This is a genomic window from Sphingomonas sp. S1-29, from assembly GCF_026167545.1.
In the GTDB taxonomy this organism is placed as follows: Bacteria; Pseudomonadota; Alphaproteobacteria; order Sphingomonadales; family Sphingomonadaceae; genus Sphingomonas.
The window spans coordinates 2,926,549-2,951,760 of record NZ_CP110678.1 but is presented as its reverse complement, the minus strand read 5'-3'; the positions used below and the strand labels follow the sequence as shown (position 1 = coordinate 2,951,760).

Annotated in this window: 24 protein-coding genes; 18 read left to right on the top strand and 6 right to left on the bottom strand. The window is 65.5% G+C overall.

Annotation, left to right across the window (positions count from 1 at the left end):
* Nucleotides 1-162: 162 nt before the first annotated feature.
* Nucleotides 163-1,530 (bottom strand): methyl-accepting chemotaxis protein, encoded by a 1,368-nt coding sequence (locus tag OKW76_RS14050; RefSeq protein WP_265549473.1) that lies wholly within the window; start codon nt 1,528-1,530, stop codon nt 163-165.
* 15 nt (nt 1,531-1,545) lie between these two features.
* On the bottom strand, nt 1,546-2,889 hold the full coding sequence (locus tag OKW76_RS14045) for a methyl-accepting chemotaxis protein (protein WP_265552989.1): 1,344 nt from the start codon (nt 2,887-2,889) through the stop codon (nt 1,546-1,548).
* Nucleotides 2,890-3,017: 128 nt separating this feature from the next.
* Here OKW76_RS14045 and sdhC point away from each other — a divergent pair, with 128 nt between their 5' ends.
* From sdhC to lpdA, 15 genes are all read left to right on the top strand, one after another.
* Nucleotides 3,018-3,485: a succinate dehydrogenase, cytochrome b556 subunit gene (sdhC, locus tag OKW76_RS14040; RefSeq protein WP_322740096.1), complete on the top strand. Its 468-nt coding sequence runs from the start codon at nt 3,018-3,020 to the stop codon at nt 3,483-3,485.
* Between the two features lies 1 nt (nt 3,486).
* Nucleotides 3,487-3,879 (top strand): succinate dehydrogenase, hydrophobic membrane anchor protein, encoded by a 393-nt coding sequence (gene sdhD, locus OKW76_RS14035; RefSeq protein WP_256506498.1) that lies wholly within the window; start codon nt 3,487-3,489, stop codon nt 3,877-3,879.
* A complete protein-coding gene (sdhA, locus tag OKW76_RS14030) occupies nt 3,876-5,678 on the top strand; it encodes a succinate dehydrogenase flavoprotein subunit (RefSeq protein WP_265549471.1) in 1,803 nt (600 codons plus the stop codon). The genes sdhD and sdhA overlap by 4 nt, the downstream gene beginning before the upstream one ends.
* Before the next feature lie 30 nt (nt 5,679-5,708).
* Complete coding sequence (locus OKW76_RS14025) at nt 5,709-5,957, top strand: DUF1902 domain-containing protein (RefSeq protein ID WP_265549470.1); 249 nt, start codon at nt 5,709-5,711, stop codon at nt 5,955-5,957.
* Between the two features lie 27 nt (nt 5,958-5,984).
* The gene (locus tag OKW76_RS14020) at nt 5,985-6,128 is read left to right on the top strand and encodes a hypothetical protein (RefSeq protein ID WP_265549469.1); all 144 of its coding nucleotides are present in this window, start codon (nt 5,985-5,987) and stop codon (nt 6,126-6,128) included.
* A gap of 294 nt (nt 6,129-6,422) precedes the next feature.
* Complete coding sequence (locus tag OKW76_RS14015; protein ID WP_265549468.1) at nt 6,423-7,034, top strand: ATP-dependent Clp protease proteolytic subunit; 612 nt, start codon at nt 6,423-6,425, stop codon at nt 7,032-7,034.
* A gap of 118 nt (nt 7,035-7,152) precedes the next feature.
* Nucleotides 7,153-7,938, top strand: coding sequence for a succinate dehydrogenase iron-sulfur subunit (locus OKW76_RS14010; protein WP_265549467.1), 786 nt, complete (start codon nt 7,153-7,155; stop codon nt 7,936-7,938).
* Nucleotides 7,939-8,384: 446 nt separating this feature from the next.
* A complete protein-coding gene (locus OKW76_RS14005) occupies nt 8,385-8,855 on the top strand; it encodes a PaaI family thioesterase (protein WP_265549466.1) in 471 nt (156 codons plus the stop codon).
* Complete coding sequence (gene zapE / locus OKW76_RS14000) at nt 8,852-9,967, top strand: cell division protein ZapE (RefSeq protein WP_265549465.1); 1,116 nt, start codon at nt 8,852-8,854, stop codon at nt 9,965-9,967. The genes OKW76_RS14005 and zapE overlap by 4 nt, the downstream gene beginning before the upstream one ends.
* Before the next feature lie 179 nt (nt 9,968-10,146).
* Nucleotides 10,147-11,109: a malate dehydrogenase gene (mdh, locus tag OKW76_RS13995; RefSeq protein ID WP_265549464.1), complete on the top strand. Its 963-nt coding sequence runs from the start codon at nt 10,147-10,149 to the stop codon at nt 11,107-11,109.
* On the top strand, nt 11,106-11,759 hold the full coding sequence (locus OKW76_RS13990) for a hypothetical protein (protein ID WP_265549463.1): 654 nt from the start codon (nt 11,106-11,108) through the stop codon (nt 11,757-11,759). The genes mdh and OKW76_RS13990 overlap by 4 nt, the downstream gene beginning before the upstream one ends.
* Before the next feature lie 67 nt (nt 11,760-11,826).
* Nucleotides 11,827-12,714 carry a succinate--CoA ligase subunit alpha gene (sucD, locus tag OKW76_RS13985; protein ID WP_265549462.1) on the top strand — a complete coding sequence of 296 codons (888 nt, stop codon included), beginning with the start codon at nt 11,827-11,829 and terminating at the stop codon, nt 12,712-12,714.
* A gap of 188 nt (nt 12,715-12,902) precedes the next feature.
* Nucleotides 12,903-15,875, top strand: coding sequence for a 2-oxoglutarate dehydrogenase E1 component (locus OKW76_RS13980; RefSeq protein ID WP_265549461.1), 2,973 nt, complete (start codon nt 12,903-12,905; stop codon nt 15,873-15,875).
* Between the two features lie 53 nt (nt 15,876-15,928).
* A complete protein-coding gene (gene odhB / locus OKW76_RS13975) occupies nt 15,929-17,182 on the top strand; it encodes a 2-oxoglutarate dehydrogenase complex dihydrolipoyllysine-residue succinyltransferase (RefSeq protein WP_265549460.1) in 1,254 nt (417 codons plus the stop codon).
* A gap of 94 nt (nt 17,183-17,276) precedes the next feature.
* A complete protein-coding gene (gene lpdA / locus OKW76_RS13970) occupies nt 17,277-18,677 on the top strand; it encodes a dihydrolipoyl dehydrogenase (RefSeq protein WP_265549459.1) in 1,401 nt (466 codons plus the stop codon).
* A 98-nt stretch (nt 18,678-18,775) separates the two neighbouring features.
* On the opposite strand, the gene OKW76_RS13965 is transcribed toward lpdA, so the two are convergent.
* Together OKW76_RS13965 and OKW76_RS13960 are read right to left on the bottom strand one after the other, a co-directional pair.
* Complete coding sequence (locus OKW76_RS13965; protein WP_265549458.1) at nt 18,776-19,222, bottom strand: VOC family protein; 447 nt, start codon at nt 19,220-19,222, stop codon at nt 18,776-18,778.
* A 55-nt stretch (nt 19,223-19,277) separates the two neighbouring features.
* Nucleotides 19,278-19,724 (bottom strand): cupin domain-containing protein, encoded by a 447-nt coding sequence (locus tag OKW76_RS13960; protein ID WP_265549457.1) that lies wholly within the window; start codon nt 19,722-19,724, stop codon nt 19,278-19,280.
* A gap of 107 nt (nt 19,725-19,831) precedes the next feature.
* Here OKW76_RS13960 and OKW76_RS13955 point away from each other — a divergent pair, with 107 nt between their 5' ends.
* Nucleotides 19,832-20,458 carry a trimeric intracellular cation channel family protein gene (locus tag OKW76_RS13955; protein ID WP_265549456.1) on the top strand — a complete coding sequence of 209 codons (627 nt, stop codon included), beginning with the start codon at nt 19,832-19,834 and terminating at the stop codon, nt 20,456-20,458.
* 30 nt (nt 20,459-20,488) lie between these two features.
* Here OKW76_RS13955 and OKW76_RS13950 read toward each other — a convergent pair whose 3' ends face one another.
* Nucleotides 20,489-21,052: a GNAT family N-acetyltransferase gene (locus OKW76_RS13950; RefSeq protein ID WP_265549455.1), complete on the bottom strand. Its 564-nt coding sequence runs from the start codon at nt 21,050-21,052 to the stop codon at nt 20,489-20,491.
* A gap of 13 nt (nt 21,053-21,065) precedes the next feature.
* A complete protein-coding gene (sppA, locus tag OKW76_RS13945) occupies nt 21,066-22,952 on the bottom strand; it encodes a signal peptide peptidase SppA (protein WP_265549454.1) in 1,887 nt (628 codons plus the stop codon).
* 235 nt (nt 22,953-23,187) lie between these two features.
* Here sppA and groES point away from each other — a divergent pair, with 235 nt between their 5' ends.
* Entirely contained in the window at nt 23,188-23,478 is a 291-nt protein-coding gene (gene groES, locus OKW76_RS13940) for a co-chaperone GroES (protein ID WP_256506481.1), read from the top strand.
* A gap of 67 nt (nt 23,479-23,545) precedes the next feature.
* Nucleotides 23,546-25,192: a chaperonin GroEL gene (groL, locus tag OKW76_RS13935; RefSeq protein WP_265549453.1), complete on the top strand. Its 1,647-nt coding sequence runs from the start codon at nt 23,546-23,548 to the stop codon at nt 25,190-25,192.
* Nucleotides 25,193-25,212 lie beyond the last annotated feature (20 nt).

Here is a 25,212-nt window from a genome sequence, read left to right as displayed (position 1 = left end):
GAAATGGCGAAAGGGGAAACTCCCCCTGCTTCTCCCCTCCCTGAAAGGGAGGGGCCGGGGGTGGGTCGACTGCTCGTGGCACGCCTCCGCCGGTGTCGTCGGTTCCGGTGACCTCAGGACGCCGCCCGCCCCCAACCTGTCCCTTCCAGGGAGGGGAGGCCCCTACGCCGCGACCGAACTCGAAAACGCGTCGGCGGCGCCCTTCAGCGTCACCAGCCGCTCGTTCGCCGCGGCGACCTCGGTTTCGAGCCGGTCGATCTCGCCCGTCACCTGTTCGGTATCGTGGCGGATCGCCTCGATCGTCAGCGACGACGAATCGGCCGCCATCGCGGTCTCGTCGATCGCCGCGGTGATCGCGGTCACCGTCTGCGCCTGCGCCTCCATCGCCAGCCGGATCCGGCTCGCGCTGTCGCGCACCTCGGCCACCGTCGCGCGGATCGACGCGCTGCTGTCGACCGTCGATCGCGTCGCCGACTGGATCGCGGCGATCTTGCACGCGATGTCGTCGGTCGCGCGCGCGGTTTGGTTGGCCAGGCTTTTCACCTCCTGCGCCACTACCGCGAAGCCGCGCCCCGCATCGCCCGCACGCGCCGCCTCGATCGTCGCATTGAGCGCGAGCAAGTTGGTCTGTCCGGCGATCTCGCGGATCAGCCCCAGGATCGATTCGATCGATTTGGTGTGATCGGACAGCGCACCCGACGTCTCGACCGCGGCGCTCGCCTGCACCGATGCGCGGCTGGCGATTTCGCCCGCGGCATCGACCTCGAAGCGCGCATCCTCGATCGCGCTGATCAGCCCCGCGGCGGTTTCGGCAGCCTCGCGCATCGCCATCGCCGATTGCTCGGCGGCGGCGGCGACTTCGCTCGCCTTGCCCAGCATCCCGCGCGCCGACGCCGCGGTCGACACCGCCTGTGCGCGGATCCGGTCGCCCGCCGCCGACGCCTCGGCGATCGATTCGGCGATCCCGTCGCGGAATTGCGCGGCACTGGCCTGGCGCATCGCGCGCCCCTGCCGCGCGTCGCTCAATCCCAGATGCGTCGCCATGATGTCGGCCTCGATCAGCGCCAGCCGCTGGACGACGTCGCCCAGCCGCCGCATCCGCGCGGCATCGTTCCCGACCTTCGCCTCGAGCCGGCACAGCGTGTCGCTGTGCGCGAACGCCAGCGCCGACAGCAAGGCGGGCAGCGGAATCCCCACCGCCTGCGATTCATCGGCATGCAGCCGCGCGATCGTCACCCATTCGTCGCCGGTGGGATCGGCATATTTGATATGCGCATAATGCGCGCTTCGCCGGCGCTGCGTGTCGATCCGCGCGCCGGCGGTTCGGTCGCGAATATGCGCCGACGCCGGCAGCGCCAGATAATGCCGCCAGAATGCCTGCGAAATCGCGTCATATTCGCCCGCAAGCAGCTCGGCCACCTCGTGCGCGGTCGGTATTACGATGCCGTCCCAGTCATATTCGCGCAGCCGCTCGGCGATCCCGCGATCGGTGCCGCTCCAGCGGCCCAGCGCCTGTTCGTTCCCTGCCATCCAACGTCCTCTCCATCAGGCCGCGACCTTGGCCACGAATTCGCCGGCGCTGTTTTTCAGCGTCCCCAATTGTTCATCGAGCACCGCAAACCCCAGCCCGACCTGGTCGATGCCTTCGGCGACGGTCTCGGTGTCCTCGCGGATCGTCGCGATCGTCGTCGACATCGTGTCGGCGGCAAGCGCGGTCTCGTCTACGGCGGCGGTGATCGCGGTCACGGTCTGCGCCTGCGCTTCCATCGCTTGGCGGATACGTTCGGCCGATTGCCGGACTTCGGAAACGGTCGAGCGGATCGACACGCTGGTATCGACCGTCGATCGCGTCGCCGACTGGATCGCCGCGATCTTGTAGGCGATGTCGTCGGTGGCGCGCGCGGTCTGGTTGGCCAGGCTCTTCACCTCTTGCGCCACCACCGCAAAGCCGCGCCCGGCATCGCCAGCGCGCGCCGCCTCGATCGTCGCATTGAGCGCGAGCAAATTGGTCTGCCCGGCGATTTCGCGGATCAGCCCCAGGATCGATTCGATCGACTTGGCATGGTCAGATAGCACCCCCGATGTCTCGACCGCGGCACCCGCTTGCGCCGATGCGCGCGTCGCGATCTCGGTCGCCACCTCGACTTCGCTGCGCGCATCCTCGATCGCACGGATCAGCCCGCCCGCGGTTTCGGCGGCTTCGCGCATCGCGACCGCCGATTGCTCGGCGGCGGCGGCGACTTCGCTCGCCTTGCCCAGCATCCCGCGCGCCGCCGCCGAGGTATCCATCGCCTGCGAGCGTAAGGCTTCGCCCTCGCGCGATGCCTGTTCGAGGCTCGCACCGATCTTCGAGCGGAACTCACCAGCCAGCCGCTCGCGCGCGCGGTCGTTGCCGTGTTCTACATGCGCACGATACATCGCGACGGTGATTTCGATCTCCATCGCCGACAGCCGCATCAGCGTGTCGATTCCTGCGGCCAGCTGCGGATCATCGGCGGGCATCGCCGCCAGGAGGAAGCCAAGCGCACACCGGTCCGACGCGGTGACCATCGACACCAACGCCATCGGCGGCACGTCGGCGGCATAGGCGGCGGCGACCGATCGTTCGATCGATTCGATCCAGGCCTGTCCCTGCGAATCGAGGAAGCGATTGCGCAGGAAGGCGACGCCCGCGTCGATCATCGCTTCGCCCTCCACCGGCGCCCAATCGCCATGATCGGTGAAGGATCGCTGCCAGTGGCGCCAATATTCGCCCGCGATCGCGCGCGCATTGGGTTCGAGCACCGCCCACACCCCGCGCGCAGCCCCCACCATCGTACCGTCGGGATCGAACAGCCGCATCCGCCGCGCCAGTTCTACCTGCGCGCTCAATGCCCCCGGTTCGGGCATCTCCTTGTGCTTGTCGTTCACAAATGCAGCCCCCGCTCGCCGTTCTACCTGTGCGTTCCCCGCGCCACTCGGATCGTTGCTACGCCGCCATCCGTTAAGAGTGGGTTAGCCACGGTCGAGATGCCGTCTTGCAACATGGTCATCGCGGCTTCATTAGCGCTGCCAAGCAAAAGGAGCCCGCCTTGGCCACAAGATCCACGAACCGCCCGCTTTCTCCGCATCTGTCGATCTGGAAATGGGGCCCGCACATGCTGGTCTCGATCCTGCACCGCGCGACGGGTAGCGGGCTGGCGCTCGTCGGCACCGTGCTGCTGGTCGGCTGGCTCGCCGCCGCTGCGGCGGGCGAGGCGAGCTATGCCGCCTTCATGGACTGGTTCACGCTCGCCGATGGCCGCACCAACATCGTCGGTTACGTGCTCGGCATCGGGCTCACCTGGTCGCTGTTCCAGCATATCGCCAATGGTGTGCGCCATCTGTTCATGGATGCCGGCGCCAATTTCGAACTCCATCGCAACAAGGCAAGCGCCAAGGCGACGATGGTGGTTTCGGTCCTGGCGACGCTGGCGCTGTGGGCCTATCTGATCATGGGGAAGTAAGATGGCATCGGGAACGAGCATCGGTCGCGTCCGGGGCCTTGGCTCCGCCAAGGAAGGCACGCATCACTGGTGGCACCAGCGGGTTACCGCGGGCAGCAATCTGGCCCTAATGCTGTGGTTCATCGCGTCGCTCGCGCTACTACCTCAGCTCGATCATGCGACGGTATCGGCGTGGCTGGGTTCGCCCTGGGCCGCGATTCCGATGTTGTTGCTGGTCTTCAGCGTCTTCTATCATTTCCGCCTGGGGCTCCAGGTGGTGATCGAGGACTATAGCCATGCCGAAACGCGCGTGGTGCTGATGGTGCTGCTGAACTTCTTCACGATCGGCATGGGGGCGATCGCGATTTTCTCGATCCTCAAGCTGGCGTTCGCCGCCGGAGCAGTTTCCGCATGACCGAAGCCTATAAGATCATCGACCATACCTATGACGCCGTCGTCGTCGGCGCCGGCGGCTCGGGCCTTCGCGCCACGATGGGCATCGCCGAGGCGGGTCTGAAGACCGCCTGCATCACCAAGGTGTTCCCGACGCGCAGCCACACCGTCGCCGCGCAGGGCGGCATCGCCGCGTCGCTCGGCAACATGGGTCCCGATCACTGGACCTGGCACATGTACGACACCGTCAAGGGGTCGGACTGGCTGGGCGACCAGGACGCGATCGAATATCTCTGCCGCGAAGCGCCGCAGGCGGTGTACGAGCTCGAACATGCCGGCGTGCCGTTCAGCCGCACGGCCGAGGGCAAGATCTACCAGCGCCCGTTCGGCGGCATGATGCAGAATATGGGCGAAGGCCCGCCCGCGCAGCGCACCTGTGCCGCCGCCGACCGCACCGGTCACGCGATGCTCCATGCGCTGTACCAGCAGAGCCTGAAGTACGACGCCGATTTCTTCGTCGAATATTTCGCGCTCGACCTGATCATGGAAAATGGCGAATGCCGCGGCGTCATCGCGTTGTGCATGGACGATGGCTCGATCCATCGCTTCCGCGCGCATTCGGTGGTGCTGGCGACCGGCGGCTATGGCCGCGTGTACCAGTCGGCGACCTCGGCGCACACCTGCACCGGTGACGGCAACGCGATGGTGCTGCGCGCCGGCCTGCCGCTGCAGGACATGGAGTTCGTCCAGTTCCACCCGACCGGCATCTACGGCGCGGGCGTGCTCATCACCGAGGGTGCGCGCGGTGAAGGCGGGTACCTCACCAATTCGGAGGGCGAGCGCTTCATGGAGCGCTATGCTCCCTCGGCCAAGGACCTGGCGTCGCGCGACGTCGTGTCGCGGTCGATGGCGATGGAAATCCGCGAAGGGCGCGGCGTCGGCAAGGAGGGCGATCACATCTTCCTCCACCTCGACCATATCGATCCCGCGGTGCTCGCCGAGCGGCTGCCCGGCATTACCGAGACGGGCAAGATCTTCGCCGGTGTCGACCTGACGCGCCAGCCGCTGCCGGTGGTGCCGACCGTCCATTATAATATGGGCGGCATCCCGACCAATTATCACGGCGAAGTCGTCCGTCCCAAGGACGGCAACCCCGATTCGGTCGTCCCCGGCCTCTATGCCGTGGGCGAAGCCGCGTGCGTGTCGGTGCACGGCGCCAACCGCCTCGGCTCGAACAGCCTCATCGACCTAGTGGTTTTCGGCCGCGCAACGGGCCTGCGCATCAAAGAAACCCTCAAGCCCGGCACCCCGCACGCAGCGCTGCCCAAGGATTCGGCCGATCTGTCGCTCAGCCGCCTCGACCACTTCCGCAACGCCAAGGGCGCGACCCCGACCGCGGTGCTTCGTTCGGACATGCAGAAGACGATGCAGCGCCATGCCGCGGTCTTCCGCACCGACGAACTGATGGCCGAGGGCGTCGCCAAGATGGACGCCATCTATGCCGGGTTGCAGGACGTCAGCGTCACCGATCGCTCGCTGATCTGGAACACCGATCTGGTCGAAACGCTCGAGCTCGACAATCTGATGGGCCAGGCGCTGGTGACGATTCGGTCGGCGCTCAACCGCAAGGAAAGCCGCGGCGCGCATATGCACGAGGACTTCCCCGAGCGGCACGACGCCGAATGGATGAAGCACACCGTCGCCAGCTTCGACGGCTGGGGCGGCAAGAGGGGCACCACCGCGATCGAATATCGCCCGGTGCACGAATATACGCTCACCGACGACATCGAGTATATCAAGCCCAAGAAGCGGGTATATTGATCCGCGGAGACTGAACCAAAGGACAAGGCGATGACCGTGTGGATGGTCCGTTCGGAATATGATCCCGAAGCTCGGGTTTGGTATGTAGCCGATTCGGACATCCCCGGCATCGCCGCCGACGCAGCCACGCTCGAAGCGCTGGCGGAAAAGATCGGACGGCTGTTGCCCGATCTGCTCGATTTGAACGCCTCGCTGGTTGCCGATGTCGCGCGCCTCGAAGGCCCGCACAGCATCCGCATCGTCGCGCACCACGAACGTGATTTTGCCGTCGCCGCCTGATCGATGGTGCAGGGCTATACCGATCGCGTGAAGCAGTTGCTCGTCGAGCATGGCTGCGCACGGCTACGCGCGGGCAAGGGCGATCACGAAATCTGGCAGTGCCCCGATCAGTTGCGATCGATCGTGGTCGTGGCAAGATCATGTCCCGCCACACCGCGAACGCCATATTGAAGCAAGCCGGTATCAAGACGAAGATCTAAGCCCGCCGTTTCCCGGTCCGGTTTTGGCTACCTCCCCGATATTTCATCCCCTCCCCCGGAACCATCCGCCGCGAATGCGGTTCGGGACGCGATGGAAGCCGGGGTTGCCGACGCCATCGTGTACGCCGTGTTCGCGGCGCTTGGCGTCATCGGCGTCGGCGTCGTGCTGTGGGCGTTGCTTTTCGATTCTCCGAAGGCGCGTACGACCGACGTACCGTCGCGTCTTTTTTCCATCCCATCGCCGCCCGACATTGAAGGGGAGCCCATGACCGATCAGACCCAGCCTGCCACTACCGCCGAAGACACGTCGCGCCGCGCCGCGATCAACGACTATCCGCTGCTCGCCAGCCCGCATATTTCGCTCAGCGGTCCGGTCGATCACGACATGTACGCGCTGTTCCGCGACGGCCTGGCTGTCGCGCCCAAGGACACCGCGACCGTCATCACCATTTCGACGCTAGGCGGCGATCCTGAGGTCGCGCGGCTGATGGGCGACGACATTCGCCTGCTGCGTGAATTCGAGGGCCGCGAATTCCTGTTCCTCGGCAAGGTCGCGGTCTATTCGGCCGGCGCCACTTTCATGTCGGCCTTCCCGGTCGACAAGCGCTTCCTGACGCGCGGCACACGGATCATGATCCACGAGCGGATCATGAACAAGACGATCGAGATCGCCGGCCCGCTCAAGACCTGCATCGCCACGCTCAAGGCCAATCTGCACGAGATCGAACATTCGATCCTGATTGAGGAAGAGGGCTTTCGCGCGATCGTCGAGGGATCGAAGGTAGCGATCGAGGATCTGGTCAAGCGCGCGCCCGAAAATTGGTACATTGAGGCCGAGGAGGCACGCGACCTGGGGCTAGTGCTCGACGTGGTGTGACGCATCGCACGGCCGACATGCGGTATTTGCGTATGTCGGCCGGTCATGTATCTGACCGCCAAGCTTGAACGAGGGGGGCCACACCCCACTTCGTCAGGAACCGAGGAACGAGAGCATCATGGCCACATTTACCCTGCCGAAGAACAGCGTCATCAAGAAGGAAGGCAAGGTCCACAAGGCCGCCGCCGACGCCAAGCGGGTCAAGAAGCTCAAAATCTATCGCTACGATCCCGATTCGGGCGAGAACCCGCGCTACGATATGTTCGAGGTCGATCTCGACGATTGCGGCCCGATGGTGCTCGACGCGCTGATTAAGGTGAAGGCCGAGGCCGATCCCAGTCTCACCTTCCGCCGTTCGTGCCGCGAGGGGATTTGCGGGTCCTGCTCGATGAACATCGACGGCACCAACACGCTGGCCTGCACCAAGGCGATCGAGGACGTGAAGGGCGATATCCGCATCACCCCGCTGCCGCACATGGACGTGATCAAGGACCTGGTGCCTGATTTCACCCATTTCTACGCGCAATATTCGTCGATCAAGCCGTGGCTGCAAACCGTCACCCCGCCGCCTTCGGGCAAGGAGCGGCTCCAGTCGCCCGAGGATCGCAGCAAGCTCGACGGCTTGTACGAGTGCATCCTGTGCGCCTGCTGCTCGACCGCGTGCCCGAGCTATTGGTGGAACAGCGACAAGTTCCTGGGGCCGGCGATCCTGCTCCAGGCCTATCGCTGGCTCGCCGACAGCCGCGACGAGATGACCGGCGAGCGGCTCGACGAGCTCGAGGATCCGTTCCGCCTGTATCGCTGCCACACGATCATGAACTGCGCGAACGTCTGCCCCAAGGGCCTGAACCCCGCCAAGGCGATCGCCGAGATCAAGAAGATGGAAGCCGAACGCGTAGTATGATGCTGCGTAAATCCTCCCCCGCCAGGGGGAGGTGGCGGGCGGGCTAGCGCCCGTTGGAGGGGGCGGATGGGGAGACGGTGGTGGTGAGCCACGACCGGCATCGCTTACCTCCCCCTCCGTCAGCCTCTGGCTGACACCTCCCCCTGGCGGGGGGAGGATAAACAAGCCTCGCTTGTGCTCTTTGATGCCAGACTCGTAACGTGCTGAGCGGAACAGTCCTCCCCCGCCAGGGGGAGGTGGCGCGCGCGCCAGCGCGTGTCGGAGGGGGCGGATGGGGTAACCTTGGTGGGAGATGCCACACCGCACCGCGTCCCTCCCCCTCCGTCAGCCTTCGGCTGCCACCTCCCCTTGCGGGGAAGGATAACGGGGGCCCACTTGGCCCGCAGCCCCCTACCCGCTATCCCGCTCGCCACGCAGCGCATCCGCCGCGCACGAACGGACCCCGATTGGCTGACTCCCCCTCCCCCCATTTTCGCTATTTCGCCGATCCCGATCTCCCCGGCTGGCACCGCTGGGAAATGATCGACGACACCCGCTTCAACGCCAGCCTCGCACCGATCTCGACCCGGATCGACGGGCCGATCGCACGCGTGCGGATGGTGCCGCGACGGCGGCATTCGAACCTGCGCGACCATGTTCATGGCGGCGCGCTGCTTGGCTTCATCGACGTCGCGGTGTTCGCCGCGGCGCGCGCGTTCGGGGTAATGGGCGAAGGCGGCGCCTCGACCGTCGACCTGTCGACCCAGTTTATCGCCGGCGCCGATACGACCGGCCCGATCGAAGCGCATGTCGAGATGCTGCGCGAAACCGGTCGGTTGTTCTTCGTGCGCGGGCTGGTGGTGCAGGGCGACGACAGCGACTGGACGACGATCGCCAGCTTCGCCTGCACCGCGCGCAAGGGGAGCATCCGCGCATGACCCAGGTGCTCGCCGCCTATGAAGCGCTGATCGCCGCGGGCGAATTGAAGCGCGATCCCGACCAGGCCGCCGCTGCTGCGCGGCTCGACACGCTCGCGACCGAACTCTCGGCCACCCCCAAGCGCGGCAGCGTGTTGTGGCGGATGCTCGGTCGTGCCCCCGAACCGCCCAAGGGCGTCTACCTGTGGGGCGGCGTCGGGCGCGGCAAATCGATGTTGATGGACCTGTTCTACGATCACGTCCCGGTCCGCCGCAAACGCCGCGTCCATTTCCACGCCTTCATGCAGGAGGTGCATGCGCGCATCCATGCCGAGCGCGCCAAGGAAAGCGGCGACCCGATCGCGCCGGTCGCCGCCGCCCTCGTCGGCGAAACCCGGCTGCTCGCGTTCGACGAGATGGTCATCAACAATTCGGCCGACGCGATGGTGCTCTCGCGGCTGTTCACCGCGATGATGGAGCGCGGTCTTACCGTCGTCGCCACCTCGAACCGCCCGCCCGCCGATCTCTACAAGGACGGCCTCAACCGCGAGCATTTCCTGCCCTTCATCGATCTGATCGAGGCGCGAATGGACGTGCGCCCGCTCAACGGCCCTACCGACTATCGGCGCGACCGGCTCGGGCGGATGGACACCTGGCTCACCCCCAACGGCACCCAGACGACGCAGGCGCTGTCGGCGGCGTTCTTCCGCCTGACCGATTTCGCGGTCGAGGACCGCGCGCATGTTCCGACCTGCGAGGTCGAGATCGGCGACACCCGCACGATGCACGTCCCCAAATGCCTCAAAGGGGTGGGCGTGTTCAGCTTCAAGCGGCTGTGCGGCGAGGCCCGCGGCGCGCCCGACTATCTTGCGATCGCGCGCAAGTTCCACACCGTCATCATCGTCGGCATCCCGCGCCTGGGTCCCGAGAACCGCAACGAGGCCGCACGCTTCGTCACGCTGATCGATTCGCTCTACGAATTGAAGGTTAAGCTGCTGGCGGGGGCTGATGCCGAGCCCGACGATCTCTACACCCGCGGCGACGGCGCGTTCGAGTTCGAGCGCACTGCGAGCCGACTGAACGAAATGCGTTCCGAGGCGTATATGGAGCTCGGCCACGGCGCGTCCGAATAACCGGACGCGCTTTGATACCACTCCATCGCACCTTATTGCACATCATTCGCAAGTGCAAAGAAACCCGTAACCCGCGCAGTTTGGCGGTTGCCCCATCGCGGCAAACCCGGTAGGCGAAGGCCCAATGCGATTTCGCCCGGCGAATTCGTGACATTGAACGACGGACGAGGGAGACCCTGATGGCTCGCAAGAAGATAGCGCTGATCGGCGCCGGCATGATCGGCGGCACGCTCGCCCATCTCGCCGCCATGAAGGAACTGGGCGACATCGTCCTGTTCGACGTCGCCGAGGGGCTGCCGCAGGGCAAGGCACTCGACCTGTCGCAGTCGAGCCCAGTCGAAGGCTTCGATAGCAAGCTCAAGGGCGCGAACTCGTACGAGGACATCGCCGACGCCGATGTCTGCATCGTCACTGCCGGCATCGCGCGCAAGCCCGGCATGAGCCGCGATGATCTGCTAAAGACCAACCTCGGCGTTATGAAGGCAGTCGGCGAAGGCATCGCCGCGCACGCGCCCAACAGCTTCGTCATCTGCATCACCAACCCGCTCGACGCGATGGTTTGGGCGTTGCGCGAATTCAGCGGCCTGCCGCACCAGAAGGTCGTCGGCATGGCCGGCGTGCTCGACAGCGCACGCTTCCAGCATTTCCTCGCCGAGGAATTCGACGTGTCGGTGCAGGACGTCACCGCCTTCGTGCTCGGCGGCCATGGCGACACAATGGTGCCGGTGATCGAATATTCGACCGTCGCGGGCATCCCCGTCCCCGACCTCATCAAGATGGGCTGGTCGACGCAGGAGCGGATCGATGCGATCGTGCAGCGCACGCGCTCGGGCGGCGGCGAGATCGTCGGTCTGCTCAAGACCGGCAGCGCCTATTACGCGCCCGCCTCGTCGGCGATCGCGATGGCTGAGAGCTTCCTGAAGGACAAGAAGCGCCTGCTGCCCTGCGCCGCGCACCTGACCGGCCAGTACGGCGTCGACAATCTCTATGTTGGCGTGCCGATCGTGATCGGTGCCAACGGCGTCGAGCGCATCGTCGAAATCGAACTCAACGAAACCGCACGCGCCAATTTCGACGTGTCAGTCGAAGCCGTGAAGGAGCTGGTCGTCGCATGCAAGGGCATCGAACCCGCGCTCGCTTGACCGTATCGACGTCGCGCCGCTTCGGCGGCGCGGCTGCGATCGTGATGGTGCTGGCCGCCGGCTCGCTCCGCCCCGTGGGCGCGGCGAGCGCGCAGGGCGTGGCGGCGGCCGCCGCCGCCTATCCGGCGACACCGGTGCTCGACGCCTTCCGCGCCACCTGCTCGAACCTGCGCGATCTAGCCGGCACCGAACGCCGGGCGACTTCCACGGGCTGGACCAAGCTCGCCGATCCCGCCGCCACCCCACTTGCCGGGCTGATGCGGTTCAGCGAGACCGCTGCTGCGGATTTCGTCAAGAAAGGCGGCGGTACGATGCGCCCTTCATCGATGTTCAAGCGCGAGATCGCCGGCGAGTTGGTGTATCTGGTGCTGTCGGGGGTCACGCTCGAAGGGCGCACCGTCAATGGTTGCCGCCTCTACGATGCCGACGAACCGCGCCGCATCGCGCCCGCCACCGTCACCGCCTGGATCGGCCGTGAGCCGGTCCAATCGGTCGACCAGTCCGCGCTCGCGCGCACCACCTGGGAACCCGGCATGGCCAAGGGTCAGGACAGTTTCGAACTCTCGTTCCTCGCCACCGCCAGCCCGATGCTCGGGGTGCCGCAGGTCGCGGGAATCGCGCTCAAGGCCGATCAGGTGATCGACACGTGATATTCTCCCTTTCGCACACGCGCTTCGGCGCGGCCCGTTTTTCCGCTGTATTGAAGGAAACCTACCCTTGAGCATTCTCGTCGACAGGCACACCAAGGTCATCACCCAGGGGATGACCGGCGAAACCGGCACCTTCCACACCCAGCAGGCGCTTGCCTATGGCACGCAGATGGTCGGCGGCGTCACGCCGGGCAAGGGCGGCACGACGCATATCGACCTGCCGGTGTTCGACACCGTCGCCGAGGCCGTCGCCAAGACCGGCGCGACCGCCAGCGTGATCTACGTGCCGCCCCCCTTTGCCGCCGATTCGATCCTCGAGGCGATCGACGCCGAAGTCCCGCTGATCGTGACGATCACCGAGGGCATTCCGGTGCTCGACATGGTCAAGGTCAAGCGCGCGCTGTCGGGTTCGAAGTCGCGGCTGATCGGCCCGAACTGCCCCGGCGTGCTGACGCCGGGCGAGTGCAAGATCGGCATCATGCCGGGCAGCATCTTTTCCAAGGGCAGCGTCGGCGTCGTCTCGCGCTCGGGCACGCTCACCTATGAGGCGGTGTTCCAGACCACCAATGCCGGCCTTGGCCAGACCACCGCGGTCGGCATCGGCGGCGATCCGGTCAACGGCACCAACTTCATCGACGTGCTCGAGATGTTCCTGGCCGATGACGAGACCAAGTCGATCATCATGATCGGCGAGATCGGCGGATCGGCCGAAGAAGAAGCCGCCCAATTCCTGCGCGACGAAGCAAAGCGGGGCCGCAGCAAGCCGATGGCAGGCTTCATTGCCGGTCGCACCGCGCCTCCGGGTCGTCGCATGGGCCATGCCGGGGCAATCGTCTCGGGCGGCCAGGGCGGCGCCGAAGACAAGATCGCGGCGATGGAAGCCGCCGGCATTAAGGTCGCGGCGAGCCCCAGCGAACTCGGCTCGACGCTGGCCGAGGTGCTGAAGAACCGCTGACCCTCTCCCCTGGATAGGGGAGAGGATACCGCAGCTTGCCAGCTTGCTGGCTAGCGCAGCTTGGAAAGGGGTGGTGCAGCCGCAGCGCCGAACCGCCCCTCTCCAGCAACGACTAGGACCGCAAAGCCGCGGACCAGCTTTTCTCAAGTCTCTCCCCCTATAACGGAGGAGAGAAAGAGGTGATTGAAATGGGTTACGAAGGTCAGGATTTCAGCGAGATCGCAGGCGGCGTCAGCCCCGCGTTCGTCGATGCGATGTACGCGCGCTACAAGGCCGATGTTGGCTCGATCGAGGCCGGCTGGCGTGCCTTTTTCGAAGGACTCGAATCGACCGCGACCGGCCCGAGCTGGGCGCGCAGCAACTGGCCGCCCAAGGACACCGACGCGCTCACCGCAGCACTCGATCCGACGCAGATGCAGGTCGAGCCCAAGCCCGCCAAGGGCGCCCCCGCGCCCAAACCAGCCGCCGCTGCCGCGCCTTCCCCTTCGGCAGCCGATATCCAGCGCGCCGCGAATGATTCGATCCGCGCGATGATGCTGATCCGCACCTATCGCGTGCGCGGTCATCTCGCCGCCAAGCTCGATCCGCTAGGCATCGCCAAGCACGAGATGCCCGCCGATCTTCGCACCGAATATCACGGCTTCAGCGACGACGAGATCGATCGCCCGGTATTCCTGGGCGGCGCGCTCGGCATGCAGACCGGCACGATCCGCGAGATCGTCGACACGCTGCGCAAGAATTACTGCGGCAATGTCGGCCTGGAATATATGCACATCGCCGATGTCGAGGAGCGCCGCTTCCTCCAGGAGCGTATGGAAGGCCGCGACAAGGCGATCGAATTCAGCCCCGAGGGCAAGAAGGCGATCCTGAGCAAGGTCGTGCAGGCCGAGCAGTGGGAGAAATTCTTGGGCCGCAAATATGTCGGCACCAAGCGCTTCGGCCTCGACGGCGGCGAGGCGATGATCCCCGCGCTCGAATCGATCATCAAATATGGCGGCGCGATGGGCGTGCGCGAGATCGTCTATGGCATGGCGCATCGCGGCCGTCTGAACGTGTTGGCCAACGTGATGGCCAAGCCGACCCGCGTAATCTTCCACGAATTCTCGGGCGGCTCGGCCAACCCCGACGAGGTCGGCGGCTCGGGCGACGTGAAATATCACCTCGGCACCTCGACCGATCGCGAGTTTGACGGCGTCAACGTCCATATGTCGCTGGTCGCCAACCCATCGCATCTCGAAGCGGTGAACCCCGTCGTGCTCGGCAAGGTCCGCGCGCAGCAGACCTTCCGCCAGGACCTCGAAAAGCACGAACAGGTGCTGCCGGTGCTGATCCATGGCGACGCCGCCTTCGCGGGACAGGGTATCGTGTGGGAATGCCTCGGCTTTTCCGGCATCCGCGGCTACAATACCGGCGGCTGCCTGCACTTCGTCATCAACAACCAGGTCGGCTTCACCACCAGCCCGCAATTCGCGCGGTCGTCGCCCTATCCGTCGGATGTCGCCAAAGGCGTCCAGGCACCGGTGTTCCACGTCAATGGCGACGATCCCGAAGCCGTGACCTTCGCGTGCAAGATGGCGATCGAGTTCCGCCAGGCGTTCAAGCGCGACATCGTGATCGACATGTGGTGCTATCGCCGCTTCGGCCATAACGAAGGCGACGAACCGAGCTTCACCCAGCCGCTGATGTACGCCAAGATCAAGCAGCATCCGCCGGTCAGCGAGGTCTATGCCAAGCGCCTGGTGAGCGAAGGCGTGATCGACGACCAGTTCGTCCCCGGCAAAGTCGCCGAGATCACCGCCGAACTCGAGGAGTCCTTCGAGGCGGCCAAGAGCTACAAGCCCAACAAGGTCGATTGGTTCGCCGGCCGCTGGTCGGGGCTGCACATGCCCGCCGAAGAGGAAAGCTCGCGGCGCAACATCGAGACCGGCATCGAACCCAAGCTGTTCGATTCGCTCGGCCGCACGCTCACCGACGTCCCCGAGGGGCTCGAGATCCACAAGACGCTGGCGCGCGTGCTCGATGCCAAGCGCGGCATGTTCAAGTCGGGCGAGAATTTCGACTGGGCGACCGGCGAGGCGCTCGCGTTCGGATCGTTGCTGTCGGAGGGCTATGGAGTCCGCCTGTCGGGCCAGGATTCGGGGCGCGGCACCTTCAGCCAGCGGCATGCGGTATGGGTCGATCAGACCGACGAGCATCGCTACGTGCCGCTCAAGGACATCCCGCATGGCCGCTTCGAGGTACTCGACTCGCCGCTTAGCGAATATGGCGTGCTCGGCTTCGAATATGGCTTCGCGCTCGCCGATCCCAAGACGTTGGTACTTTGGGAGGCGCAGTTCGGCGACTTCATGAACGGTGCGCAGATCATGATCGATCAGTTCATCGCTAGCGGAGAAGCCAAGTGGCTGCGCGCCAACGGCCTCGTCCTGCTGCTGCCGCACGGCTATGAAGGCCAAGGCCCCGAGCATTCGTCGGCACGCCCCGAACGCTTCCTGCAGATGTGCGCGCAGGACAATATGCAGGTCGCCAATTGCACCACGCCTGCCAACTACTTCCACCTGCTGCGCCGCCAGATGCACCGCAATTTCCGCAAGCCCCTGGTGGTGATGACCCCCAAGTCGCTGCTGCGCCACAAGATGGCGGTGTCGAAGGCGGCGGACTTCCAGGGTGCAAGCCACTTCATGCGGATCCTGTCGGACCCCACGCCGCCAGCCGATGCCGATGTGAAGCGGCTGGTGCTCTGCACCGGCAAAGTCGCCTATGACCTGATCGAGGCACGCGACGCGGCGGGCGACAAGAACACCGCAATCGTCCGCCTCGAACAGCTTTACCCCTTCCCCGGCGAGCCGCTGGTCAAGCGCCTCGAGCGCATGATCAATCTCGAAGAGGTGGTGTGGGCGCAGGAAGAGCCCAAGAACATGGGCGCATGGTTCTTCGTCGAGCCGTTCATCGAGGAATGCCTTGGCCAGGTCGCAGGTGCGCCAGCGCGTCCGCGCTATTCCGGTCGCACCGCGGCGGCGTCGCCCGCCACTGGGCTGATGAAGCGGCACCAGGCCGAGCAAGGCGCGTTGGTTGCCGATGCGCTTGGCCATAGCGTGCGCGAGGAAATCCGCCGCGCGCGCAAGACCGAAGACGAACGCACTGCTGGCAAGGCTGCCGGCTGAACGATTTGACTATTCTCACGCCCCGCGGTTGCGGGGTCGCGAAAGGAATACTGATGGCTACCGAAATCCTCGTGCCGACACTGGGTGAATCGATCACCGAAGCGACCCTGGGCGAATGGCTCAAGCAGCCCGGCGATGCCGTCGCCGCCGATGAGCCCGTCGCCAGCCTCGAAACCGACAAGGTCTCGGTCGAGGTCAACGCGCCTGCCGCCGGTGTCATGGGCGCGCACAGCGTCAATGCCGGTGACACGGTGAATGTCGGCGCGGTGATCGGCTCGATCGACGCCGGTGACGGTGCCGCTGCGGCACCAAAGGCCGCCGCACCCGCCGCACCAGCACCGGCTGCCGCACCCCAGCCGGAAGCTGCGCCCGCGCCTGCTGCGCCGGCAGAAGCCCCCGCCCGGCTCGACGCCGCCGCGCTGTCGCCGTCGGTTCGCCGCGCGATCCTCGAACATGGCGTCGATCCTGCGACGGTGAAGGGTTCGGGCAAGGACGGTCGCATCACCCGCGAGGACGTCACCGCCGCCGCATCGGGCAAGGCCGCAGCGCCTGCACCTGCCCCCGCCGCAGCCCCCGCGCCTGCTGCCGCCGCGAGCACGGGTGGCGAGCGTTCGCAGGAGCGAGTCCGCATGACCCGCCTGCGCCAGACGATCGCCAAGCGGCTGAAGGAAGCGCAGGACACCGCCGCTTTGCTCACCACCTTCAACGACGTCGACATGACCGCGGTCATCGAAGCGCGCACGAAGTATAAGGAGCTGTTCGAGAAGAAGCATGGCGTGAAGCTCGGCTTCATGGGCTTCTTCGTGAAGGCCGCCTGCATGGCGCTCAAGGACGTGCCTAGCGTCAACGGCCAGATCGACGGCGACGAGATCGTCTATCACGACTATGCCGACATCTCGGTCGCGGTCTCGGCGCCGCAGGGCCTGGTCGTGCCCGTGATCCGCGACGCCGACAAGATGAGCGTCGCACAGGTCGAAAAGACGATCGGCGATTTCGGCAAGCGCGCCAAGGACGGCACGCTCAAGATGGACGAGATGAAGGGCGGCACCTTCACCATCTCGAACGGCGGCGTGTTCGGTTCGCTGATGTCGACCCCGATCATCAACCCGCCCCAGTCGGCGGTGCTCGGCCTCCACCGCATCGAAGACCGCCCCGTCGTCCGCGACGGCCAGGTCGTGGTGCGCCCGATGATGTATCTGGCGCTCAGCTACGATCACCGCCTGATCGACGGCCGCGAAGCGGTGACCTTCCTCGTCGCGCTCAAGAACGCGATCGAAGACCCGACGCGCATCCTGATCGACCTGTAATTTCGCGACCCCCGGTAGCCATCCGCGATCATGCGATGCCTACCGGGGAGCTGGCGAAGTACCTATGTCGCGACTACACAATTTGAGGCAGACCATGGCTGAATACGACTTCGACGTTCTGGTGATCGGCTCCGGCCCCGGCGGCTATGTCGCGGCGATCCGTGCGGCACAGCTTGGGCTTCGCACCGCATGCGTCGAGGGACGCGAGACGCTGGGCGGCACCTGCCTCAACGTCGGCTGCATCCCGTCCAAGGCGATGCTCCACGCATCCGAATTGTTCGCCGAAGCCAGCCATGGCGCGCTCGCCAAGTTCGGCGTTGAGATCGAGGGGGTGAAGCTCAACCTCGACCAGATGCACGCCGAAAAGGCCAAGGCGGTCGGCGAGCTGACCGGCGGCATCGCCTTCCTGTTCAAGAAGAACAAGGTCGAGTGGATCAAGGGCTATGCGACGTTCGAGGACAGCTCGACCGTCCGCGTCGGCGATCGCACGATCACCGCGCGCGACATCGTCATCGCCACCGGCTCGTCGGTCACCCCGCTGCCCGGCGTCGAGATCGACAATGACGCCGGCATCGTCGTCGATTCGACCGGCGCGCTCGCGCTCCCCAAGGTGCCCGAGCATCTGGTGGTGATCGGCGGCGGCGTCATCGGCCTAGAGCTTGGCAGCGTGTGGCTGCGCCTCGGTGCCAAGGTCACCGTGGTCGAATATGTCGACCAGATCCTCCCCGGCTTCGACGAGGAAGTCCGCAAGGAATCGGCCAAGATCTTCAAAAAGCAGGGCTTCGAGCTGAAGACCTCGACCAAGGTCACCGGCGTCACCGTCGAGGGCGGCAAGGCGACCGTCACCACCGAACCCGCCGCCGGCGGCGAAGCGACGACGATCCAGGCCGACGCCGTGCTGGTTTCGATCGGTCGCCGCCCCAACACCGACAAGCTCGGGCTCGACAAGATCGGGCTCGAGGTAAACCAGCGCGGCCAGATCGAGATCAACCACGACTTCTCGACCAAGGTCGACGGCGTCTGGGCGATCGGCGATTGCGTCCCCGGCCTGATGCTCGCGCACAAGGCCGAGGACGAAGGCGTCGCGGTGGCCGAGAATATCGCGGGCAACACCGGCATCATCAACCATGACGTGATCCCCAGCGTCGTCTACACCATGCCCGAAATCGCCGGCGTCGGCCTGACCGAGGAAGCCGCGCGCAAGCATGGCGAGATCAAGGTCGGCAAATTCCCCTTCGCCGCCAACAGCCGCGCCAAGACCAACCGCGACACCGACGGCTTCGTCAAGGTGATCGCCGACGCCAAGACCGATCGCGTGCTCGGCGTCCACATCATCTCGTCGCTGGCGGGCACGATGATCGCACAGGCCGCACAGGCGATGGAATTCGGCGCAACCTCCGAAGACATCGCCCTGACCTGCCACGCGCATCCAACCCACGCCGAAGCTCTGAAGGAAGCCGCGATGGCGGTACAGGGCAAGCCGATCCACATCTGATTACAGGGCTGGCGGCGCTGTTGGCGGCGCCAGCCCTACCCACTGTAATTCAACCGTAGTCGTTCACACGCGCGGTTGAAACGTCTGCAACGCGGGCGTCAGGCTTTATTGCCATCAGAAGGGGTGTCCACGTCGAACAGCTGTACCCGCTCATCCGCATGCTCGCGGTAGTGAGACAGCCTCGATTCGAGCGTGCCTACATGGACCTCAAGCTTATGCCCGTCGGGATCGAGAAAATAGGTTGAGGCGCCTTCGCTCCGATCGACCTTCCAGATTGTGCATTGTGCGATCAGGCGCTTATGCAGCGCCGCGTAATCCCCGTCCGCCACGCTGAAGGCAATGTGAGTGTAATCCGGGTGCGGCGATGTTCGCGTCTGCGGATCGCGAGACAGGCAAAGCCAAAGCGGTCCCACTTCCAAATAGGCGCCATCGGCCCACATCGCACGCACCGAAAAGCCCAGAAGGTCACGATAAAATGCTACCGACCGCGCGACGTCGGTGACCGCAAGCGTGATGTGGTTCAGTCTCGTCACACCTGGCTGCATCGCTCACCTCCAGAACGCCCTGCCGATGTTTCAAGCACCGATTTGGCGGACGCACCTAAAATGATGATCCGTCTTTGTGCCGAAACCCCTGCCCGGCCGCCAGATGCATATCGATGTCGGGATAATGGCAATCGGTGTCGCCCGGTCCGCCAACCGCGACGAACACGCAATCGAATGGCGCGCGGTTCTGCAGCATATGGCCGTTCGCCTCCCCCGCCGGGAACGAAGCGCAATCGCCCGGGCGCATCACCTGCTCGCCGGCATCGTCGATCAGGATCGCTTCGCCGCTCAGGATCACCAGAAATTCGTCCTCGCCCTCGTGCCAATGCCGCTGTGACGAGCACGCGCCGGGCTTTAGCGTCACATGGCTGACCCCGAATTGCGATAGTCCGCTGGCAGGGCCTAGCCGCCGATACCACCGGTCACGCACCGGCCCGGCATATTCGGGCGGGTAGCCAGTCGCGTTGGTGAGCGGAAAGGCATCGAGGGTGAGTTTGGGCATCGCTTGCTCCAGCGTATCGTGCGACCGATCCTCCGCGATCCGCGCAGCGAGAGCAAGCACGCGCCGCGCCTCTAGCCCCTACTCACGCGACCCGCTACGCCCGCCCCATGCCTCCCGCCCTTCCCATCGCCCCCCTCCTCCCGCTGCTCGACTGGTTCGCGATCGCCACCTTCGCGGCATCGGGCGCGATCGCAGCGGCGCGCGCGCAGCAGACCTTCGTGACTGCGGCATTCTTCGCGCTCATCACCGGGGTGGGTGGCGGGACGGTGCGCGATCTGTTGATCGGCGCGCCGGTATTCTGGGTGCATGATCCGCTGCTCGCGACGATCTGCCTCGGCGCGGCGTTGCTGGTGTGGATGACGCCCGAGCGCTGGTGGCGCGGCAATACGCTCGACTGGCTCGATGCGGTCGGGCTGGCCGCCTATGCGGTGTTCGGCGCGGCCAAGGCCTTTCGGCTCGGCGTTCCGCCGGTCCCGGCGATCCTGATGGGGGTGATCACTGCGTGCGTGGGCGGCATCATTCGCGACGTGCTGGCGGGCGAACCGTCGATCCTGATGCGCCCCGAACTCTATGTTACCGCCGCCGCGCTGGCCGCAGGGCTGTATGTCGGAATCGTCGCGCTCGGCGCCCCCAGCATCGTCGCGTCGAGCGTCGCGGTAACCGCGGGCTTCGCACTCCGCGCAGCAGCCATCCACTTTCGCCTCGCGCTGCCCTCGTATCGCGGCAAACGCTGACCGCCCTCTCCCCTCCGGAGAAGGAGAGCGTTACCCCCGAACGACGCCCACATCCTTGAACGCGCGCGGCTCGACCGGTGGCACGGCGCTGTCGTTGAGCTCGCACTGCCAATAGCCGACATCGATCCAGCGCCCGAACTTGTAGCCGACCTCGCGATACACTCCCGCGCGGCGGAACCCCATCTGCTCGTGCAACGTGATCGATGCGTCATTGGGCAGCGCCAGCACGCCGATCGCCTGGGTGAAGCCCTGCGCGCGCAGCGTGTCGATCAGCGCCTCGTACAACAGCCGCCCGGTGCCGCGCTGCTGCGCCTCGCCCGCCAGGTAGATCGAGGTTTCGACGACATAGCGATACGCCGGCCGATCGCGCCAGCGACCGGCATAGGCATAGCCCAGCACCCCGCCGCCGCCTTCGCCGCCATTGGTCGCCACCAGCCAGGGATAATAGCCGTCGCTCGCGGTGATCCGGACGCGCATCGCGCGGGTATCGGGTGCCTCGGTCTCGAACGACACGGTGCCGCCGATCACAAAGGGTGCGTAGATCGCGGCGATCGCCGCGGCATCGCCGGCTTCGGCTGCCCGGATCGCGATCATGGCTTCATCCCCTTCATGGCAGCGTGCGCTCAATGAGGAAGGCCGCGATCCGCGCATCCTCGCGCGACGCGACCCCAGGCCCCATGCCGGCGCATTCGATGCAGCGCGCCTGCATCGCCGGCCCCTTGGCCAGCATCCGCATGTCGCCGATCGCCTGCGCGAACACCCCGCGCCGCTCGGCCGCCATCCGCGCGAAGATGTCGCGTGCGACCTCGCCCTCGCCGGCTTCCTCGTCACCCGATTGCGCGAACATCGCCGCCAGCTGCGCCGCGAAACCCGGCTCCTTTTCGAGATAGACCGGACGCACCTTCACCGGATCGAGCTTCGCCAGCCGCGCTGCCTCGGCGATCGCATCGGGCAGGCTGCCGAAACGATCGACCAGCCCCAGCTGGCGTGCGGTGCCGCCGTCCCAGACGCGTCCCTGTGCGATCTGGTTCACCCGCGCGACCGGCAGCTTGCGCGACTGCGACACCAGGGTCAGGAACCGCCGATAGCCATTCTCGATCGACGATTGCAGGATCGTGTCGACCGCGGCGTTGGTGCCGCGGAAAAGGTCGGGCTGCCCCGACAACGGCGTCGTTGCGATCCCGTCGGCGGTCACGCCGATCTTGGTGATCGCGTTCTCGAAGGTCGGGATGACCCCGAAGATGCCGATCGATCCGGTGATCGTGTTGGGTTCGGCGAAGATCACGTCGCCGGGGGTCGATACCCAATAGCCACCCGACGCGGCGAGCCCGCCCATCGACACCACCACCGGGAGCCCCTTGGCCTTGGCCTGCAGGATCGCCTGGCGGATCTTTTCCGATGCCAGCACCGATCCGCCCGGCGAATCGACGCGGACGACCAGCGCCTTGAGCTTCTTTTCGGCCAGCCCCTTCAGCAGCAGGTTCGAAATCGTGTCACCCGCCGCGGTTCCCGGGCCGGCCTTGCCGTCGATGATCGTCCCAGCGACCGTGATCACGCCGATCGCGTCGCCGCTGGTCGGCAACGGGTTCGCCGCCAGCCAGCTCGCCAGCTTGATCGTCTTGAAATTGCCCGCAGGCTTGCCGGCATCGGCGCCCGCCAGTTCGGCGACCCGCTTGCCGAAGCTGGTGCGGTCGCCGAGCTTGTCGATCAGCCCCGCGGTCAGGTTGGCGCGCGCGATGTCGCCATTGGCGGCGGTCACCAGCGTATCGGGCCGTGCGACGAACTCGGCGACGCGCGCCTTGGGCCGCGCCTTCTGCACCGCTTCCTGCCACTGGCTGAAGATCGCGCCGTACAGCGCCTGGTTGGCGGCGCGCGCCTCGGGCGACTGATCCGCGCGGGTATAGGGTTCGACCGCGGCCTTGTAGGTGCCGACGCGATAGATATGCGCGTTGATCCCCAGCCGGTCGATCAACCCCTTATAATAAAGCTGCGAACCGCCCGGACCGCTGAACAATGTGCCGCCGAACGGATCCATCCAGATTTCGCTGGCGTTGGCTGCGACCAGATAGCTGTCGTCCGAATAGGCGGTGGCGAACGCCAGCACCGGCTTGCCGCTTTGGCGTACCCGCCCGACCGCTTCGGCGAGCTGCGACACCGCGGCGGGATAGCCCCCCATGAAGCTGTCCATGTCGAGCACGACCGCCTTCACCCGCGTATCGCTCTGCGCGGTGTCGAGCGCGCGGATCACGTCGCGCAGCCGATGCTGCTTGGCGACGTCGCCGCCCGCCAGCGTCGCGAACGGATCGCTTTCCTCGGGCTGTTCGACGATCGTGCCGCTCAGGTCGACCAGCAGCGCGCCATTGGTGATCGCTGCGGCGTTGGGCCGCGCCGACAAGGCGGCGAAGATCAGGCCGAAGAACAGCAGCATCGCGAGCAGGACCAGCCCGTCCTTGATGCCCACCAGCAATTTCCAAGCGCCGCGTACCAGCTTCACGTCAAAATCCTCCGGGTCGAACGGTTCGTCGTTCCTGTCATGCGCTAGAGCATGGGTACAGACAGGTAAACGCCTGTATTACGCCACCAATACGCATTTGCGGGCGAAAGCCGCGAAATCGGGTGCCGTCGCGGTTGACGAATCCCCTCCACCGCCGCATATGGAGGTTCGTTAGCACTCGCCTTGGGTGAGTGCTAAACCAATTTTATCCCTTAAACAGGAAAGGAAAGCGCGCATGAACTTTCGTCCCTTGCACGATCGCGTTCTCGTTCGCCGCGTCGAAGCCGAAGAGAAGACCGCCGGCGGCATCATCATCCCCGACACCGCCAAGGAAAAGCCCCAAGAGGGTGAAGTCGTCGCAGCCGGCACCGGCGCGCGCAACGACACCGGCGACATCCACCCGCTCGAGGTGAAGGCCGGCGACAAGATCCTGTTCGGCAAATGGTCGGGCACCGAGGTCAAGGTGAACGGCGAAGACCTGCTCATCATGAAGGAAAGCGACATTCTGGGCATCGTCGAGGCCTGATCTTCAGGCTTCCGATTGTTTCCATTTCGTCAATTTCATCCACTTTAGCTGAAAGGACAGCCTCATCATGGCATCCAAGGACGTAAAATTCGGCCGCGACGCGCGTGAGCGCATTCTCCGCGGCGTCGACATCCTGGCCGACGCGGTCAAGGTAACGCTGGGGCCAAAGGGCCGCAACGTCGTGATCGACAAGTCGTTCGGCGCGCCGCGCATCACCAAGGACGGCGTCACCGTCGCCAAGGAAATCGAACTCAAGGACAAGTTCGAGAACATGGGCGCGCAGATGGTCCGCGAAGTCGCTTCGAAGACCAACGACATCGCCGGCGACGGCACCACCACCGCGACCGTGCTTGCCCAGGCGATCGTTCGCGAAGGCATGAAGTCGGTTGCCGCCGGCATGAACCCGATGGACCTGAAGCGCGGCGTCGATCTGGCCGTCACCAAGGTGGTGGCCGATCTGCAGTCGCGTTCGAAGCCCGTTTCGGGTTCGGCCGAAATCGCCCAGGTCGGGATCATCTCGGCCAATGGCGACCGTGAAGTCGGCGAGAAGATTGCCGAAGCCATGGAAAAGGTCGGCAAGGAAGGCGTGATCACCGTCGAGGAAGCCAAGGGTCTCGAATTCGAGCTCGATGTCGTCGAGGGCATGCAGTTCGACCGCGGCTACCTGTCGCCTTACTTCATCACGAACCCTGAGAAGATGTCGGTCGAACTCAACGATCCGTACATTCTGATCCACGAGAAGAAGCTGTCGAACCTGCAGGCGATGCTCCCGATCCTGGAAGCAGTCGTCCAGTCGGGTCGTCCGCTGCTGATCATCGCCGAGGACATCGAAGGCGAAGCATTGGCGACCCTGGTGGTCAACAAGCTGCGCGGCGGCCTGAAGGTCGCAGCGGTCAAGGCACCGGGCTTTGGCGATCGTCGCAAGGCGATGCTCGAGGACATCGCGGTCCTGACCAAGGGCGAAGTCGTTTCGGAAGATCTCGGCATCAAGCTCGAGACCGTCACGCTCGGCATGCTCGGCACCGCCAAGCGCGTCACGATCGACAAGGACAACACGGTCATCGTCGATGGCGCGGGTGAAGCCGATGCGATCAAGGGCCGCACCGATGCGATCCGTCAGCAGATCGAGGTCACGACCTCGGACTATGACCGTGAGAAGCTGCAGGAGCGTCTGGCCAAGCTGGCCGGCGGCGTTGCAGTCATCAAGGTCGGCGGCGCTTCGGAAGTCGAAGTCAAGGAGCGCAAGGACCGCGTCGACGACGCACTGCACGCAACCCGCGCAGCCGTCGAAGAGGGCATCGTCCCCGGTGGCGGCACCGCACTCCTCTATGCCACCAAGGCACTTGAGGGCGTCAACGGCGCGAACGAGGACCAGACCCGCGGCGTGGACATCGTCCGCAAGGCACTGACCTCGCTGGTTCGCCAGATCGCGGCGAACGCCGGCCATGACGGCGCAGTGGTTTCGGGCAAGCTGCTCGACCAGAGCGACACGTCGTTCGGCTTCAACGCATCGACCGATACCTATGAGAACCTGGTATCTGCCGGCGTGATCGATCCGACCAAGGTCGTCCGCACCGCGCTGCAGAATGCGGCATCGGTCGCAGGCCTGCTCATCACCACCGAAGCGGCGGTGAGCGAATTGCCCGACGACAAGCCCGCAATGCCCATGGGCGGCGGCGGCGGCATGGGCGGCATGGGCGGCATGGACTTCTGATTGCGCTCGGGGGCGGTTCG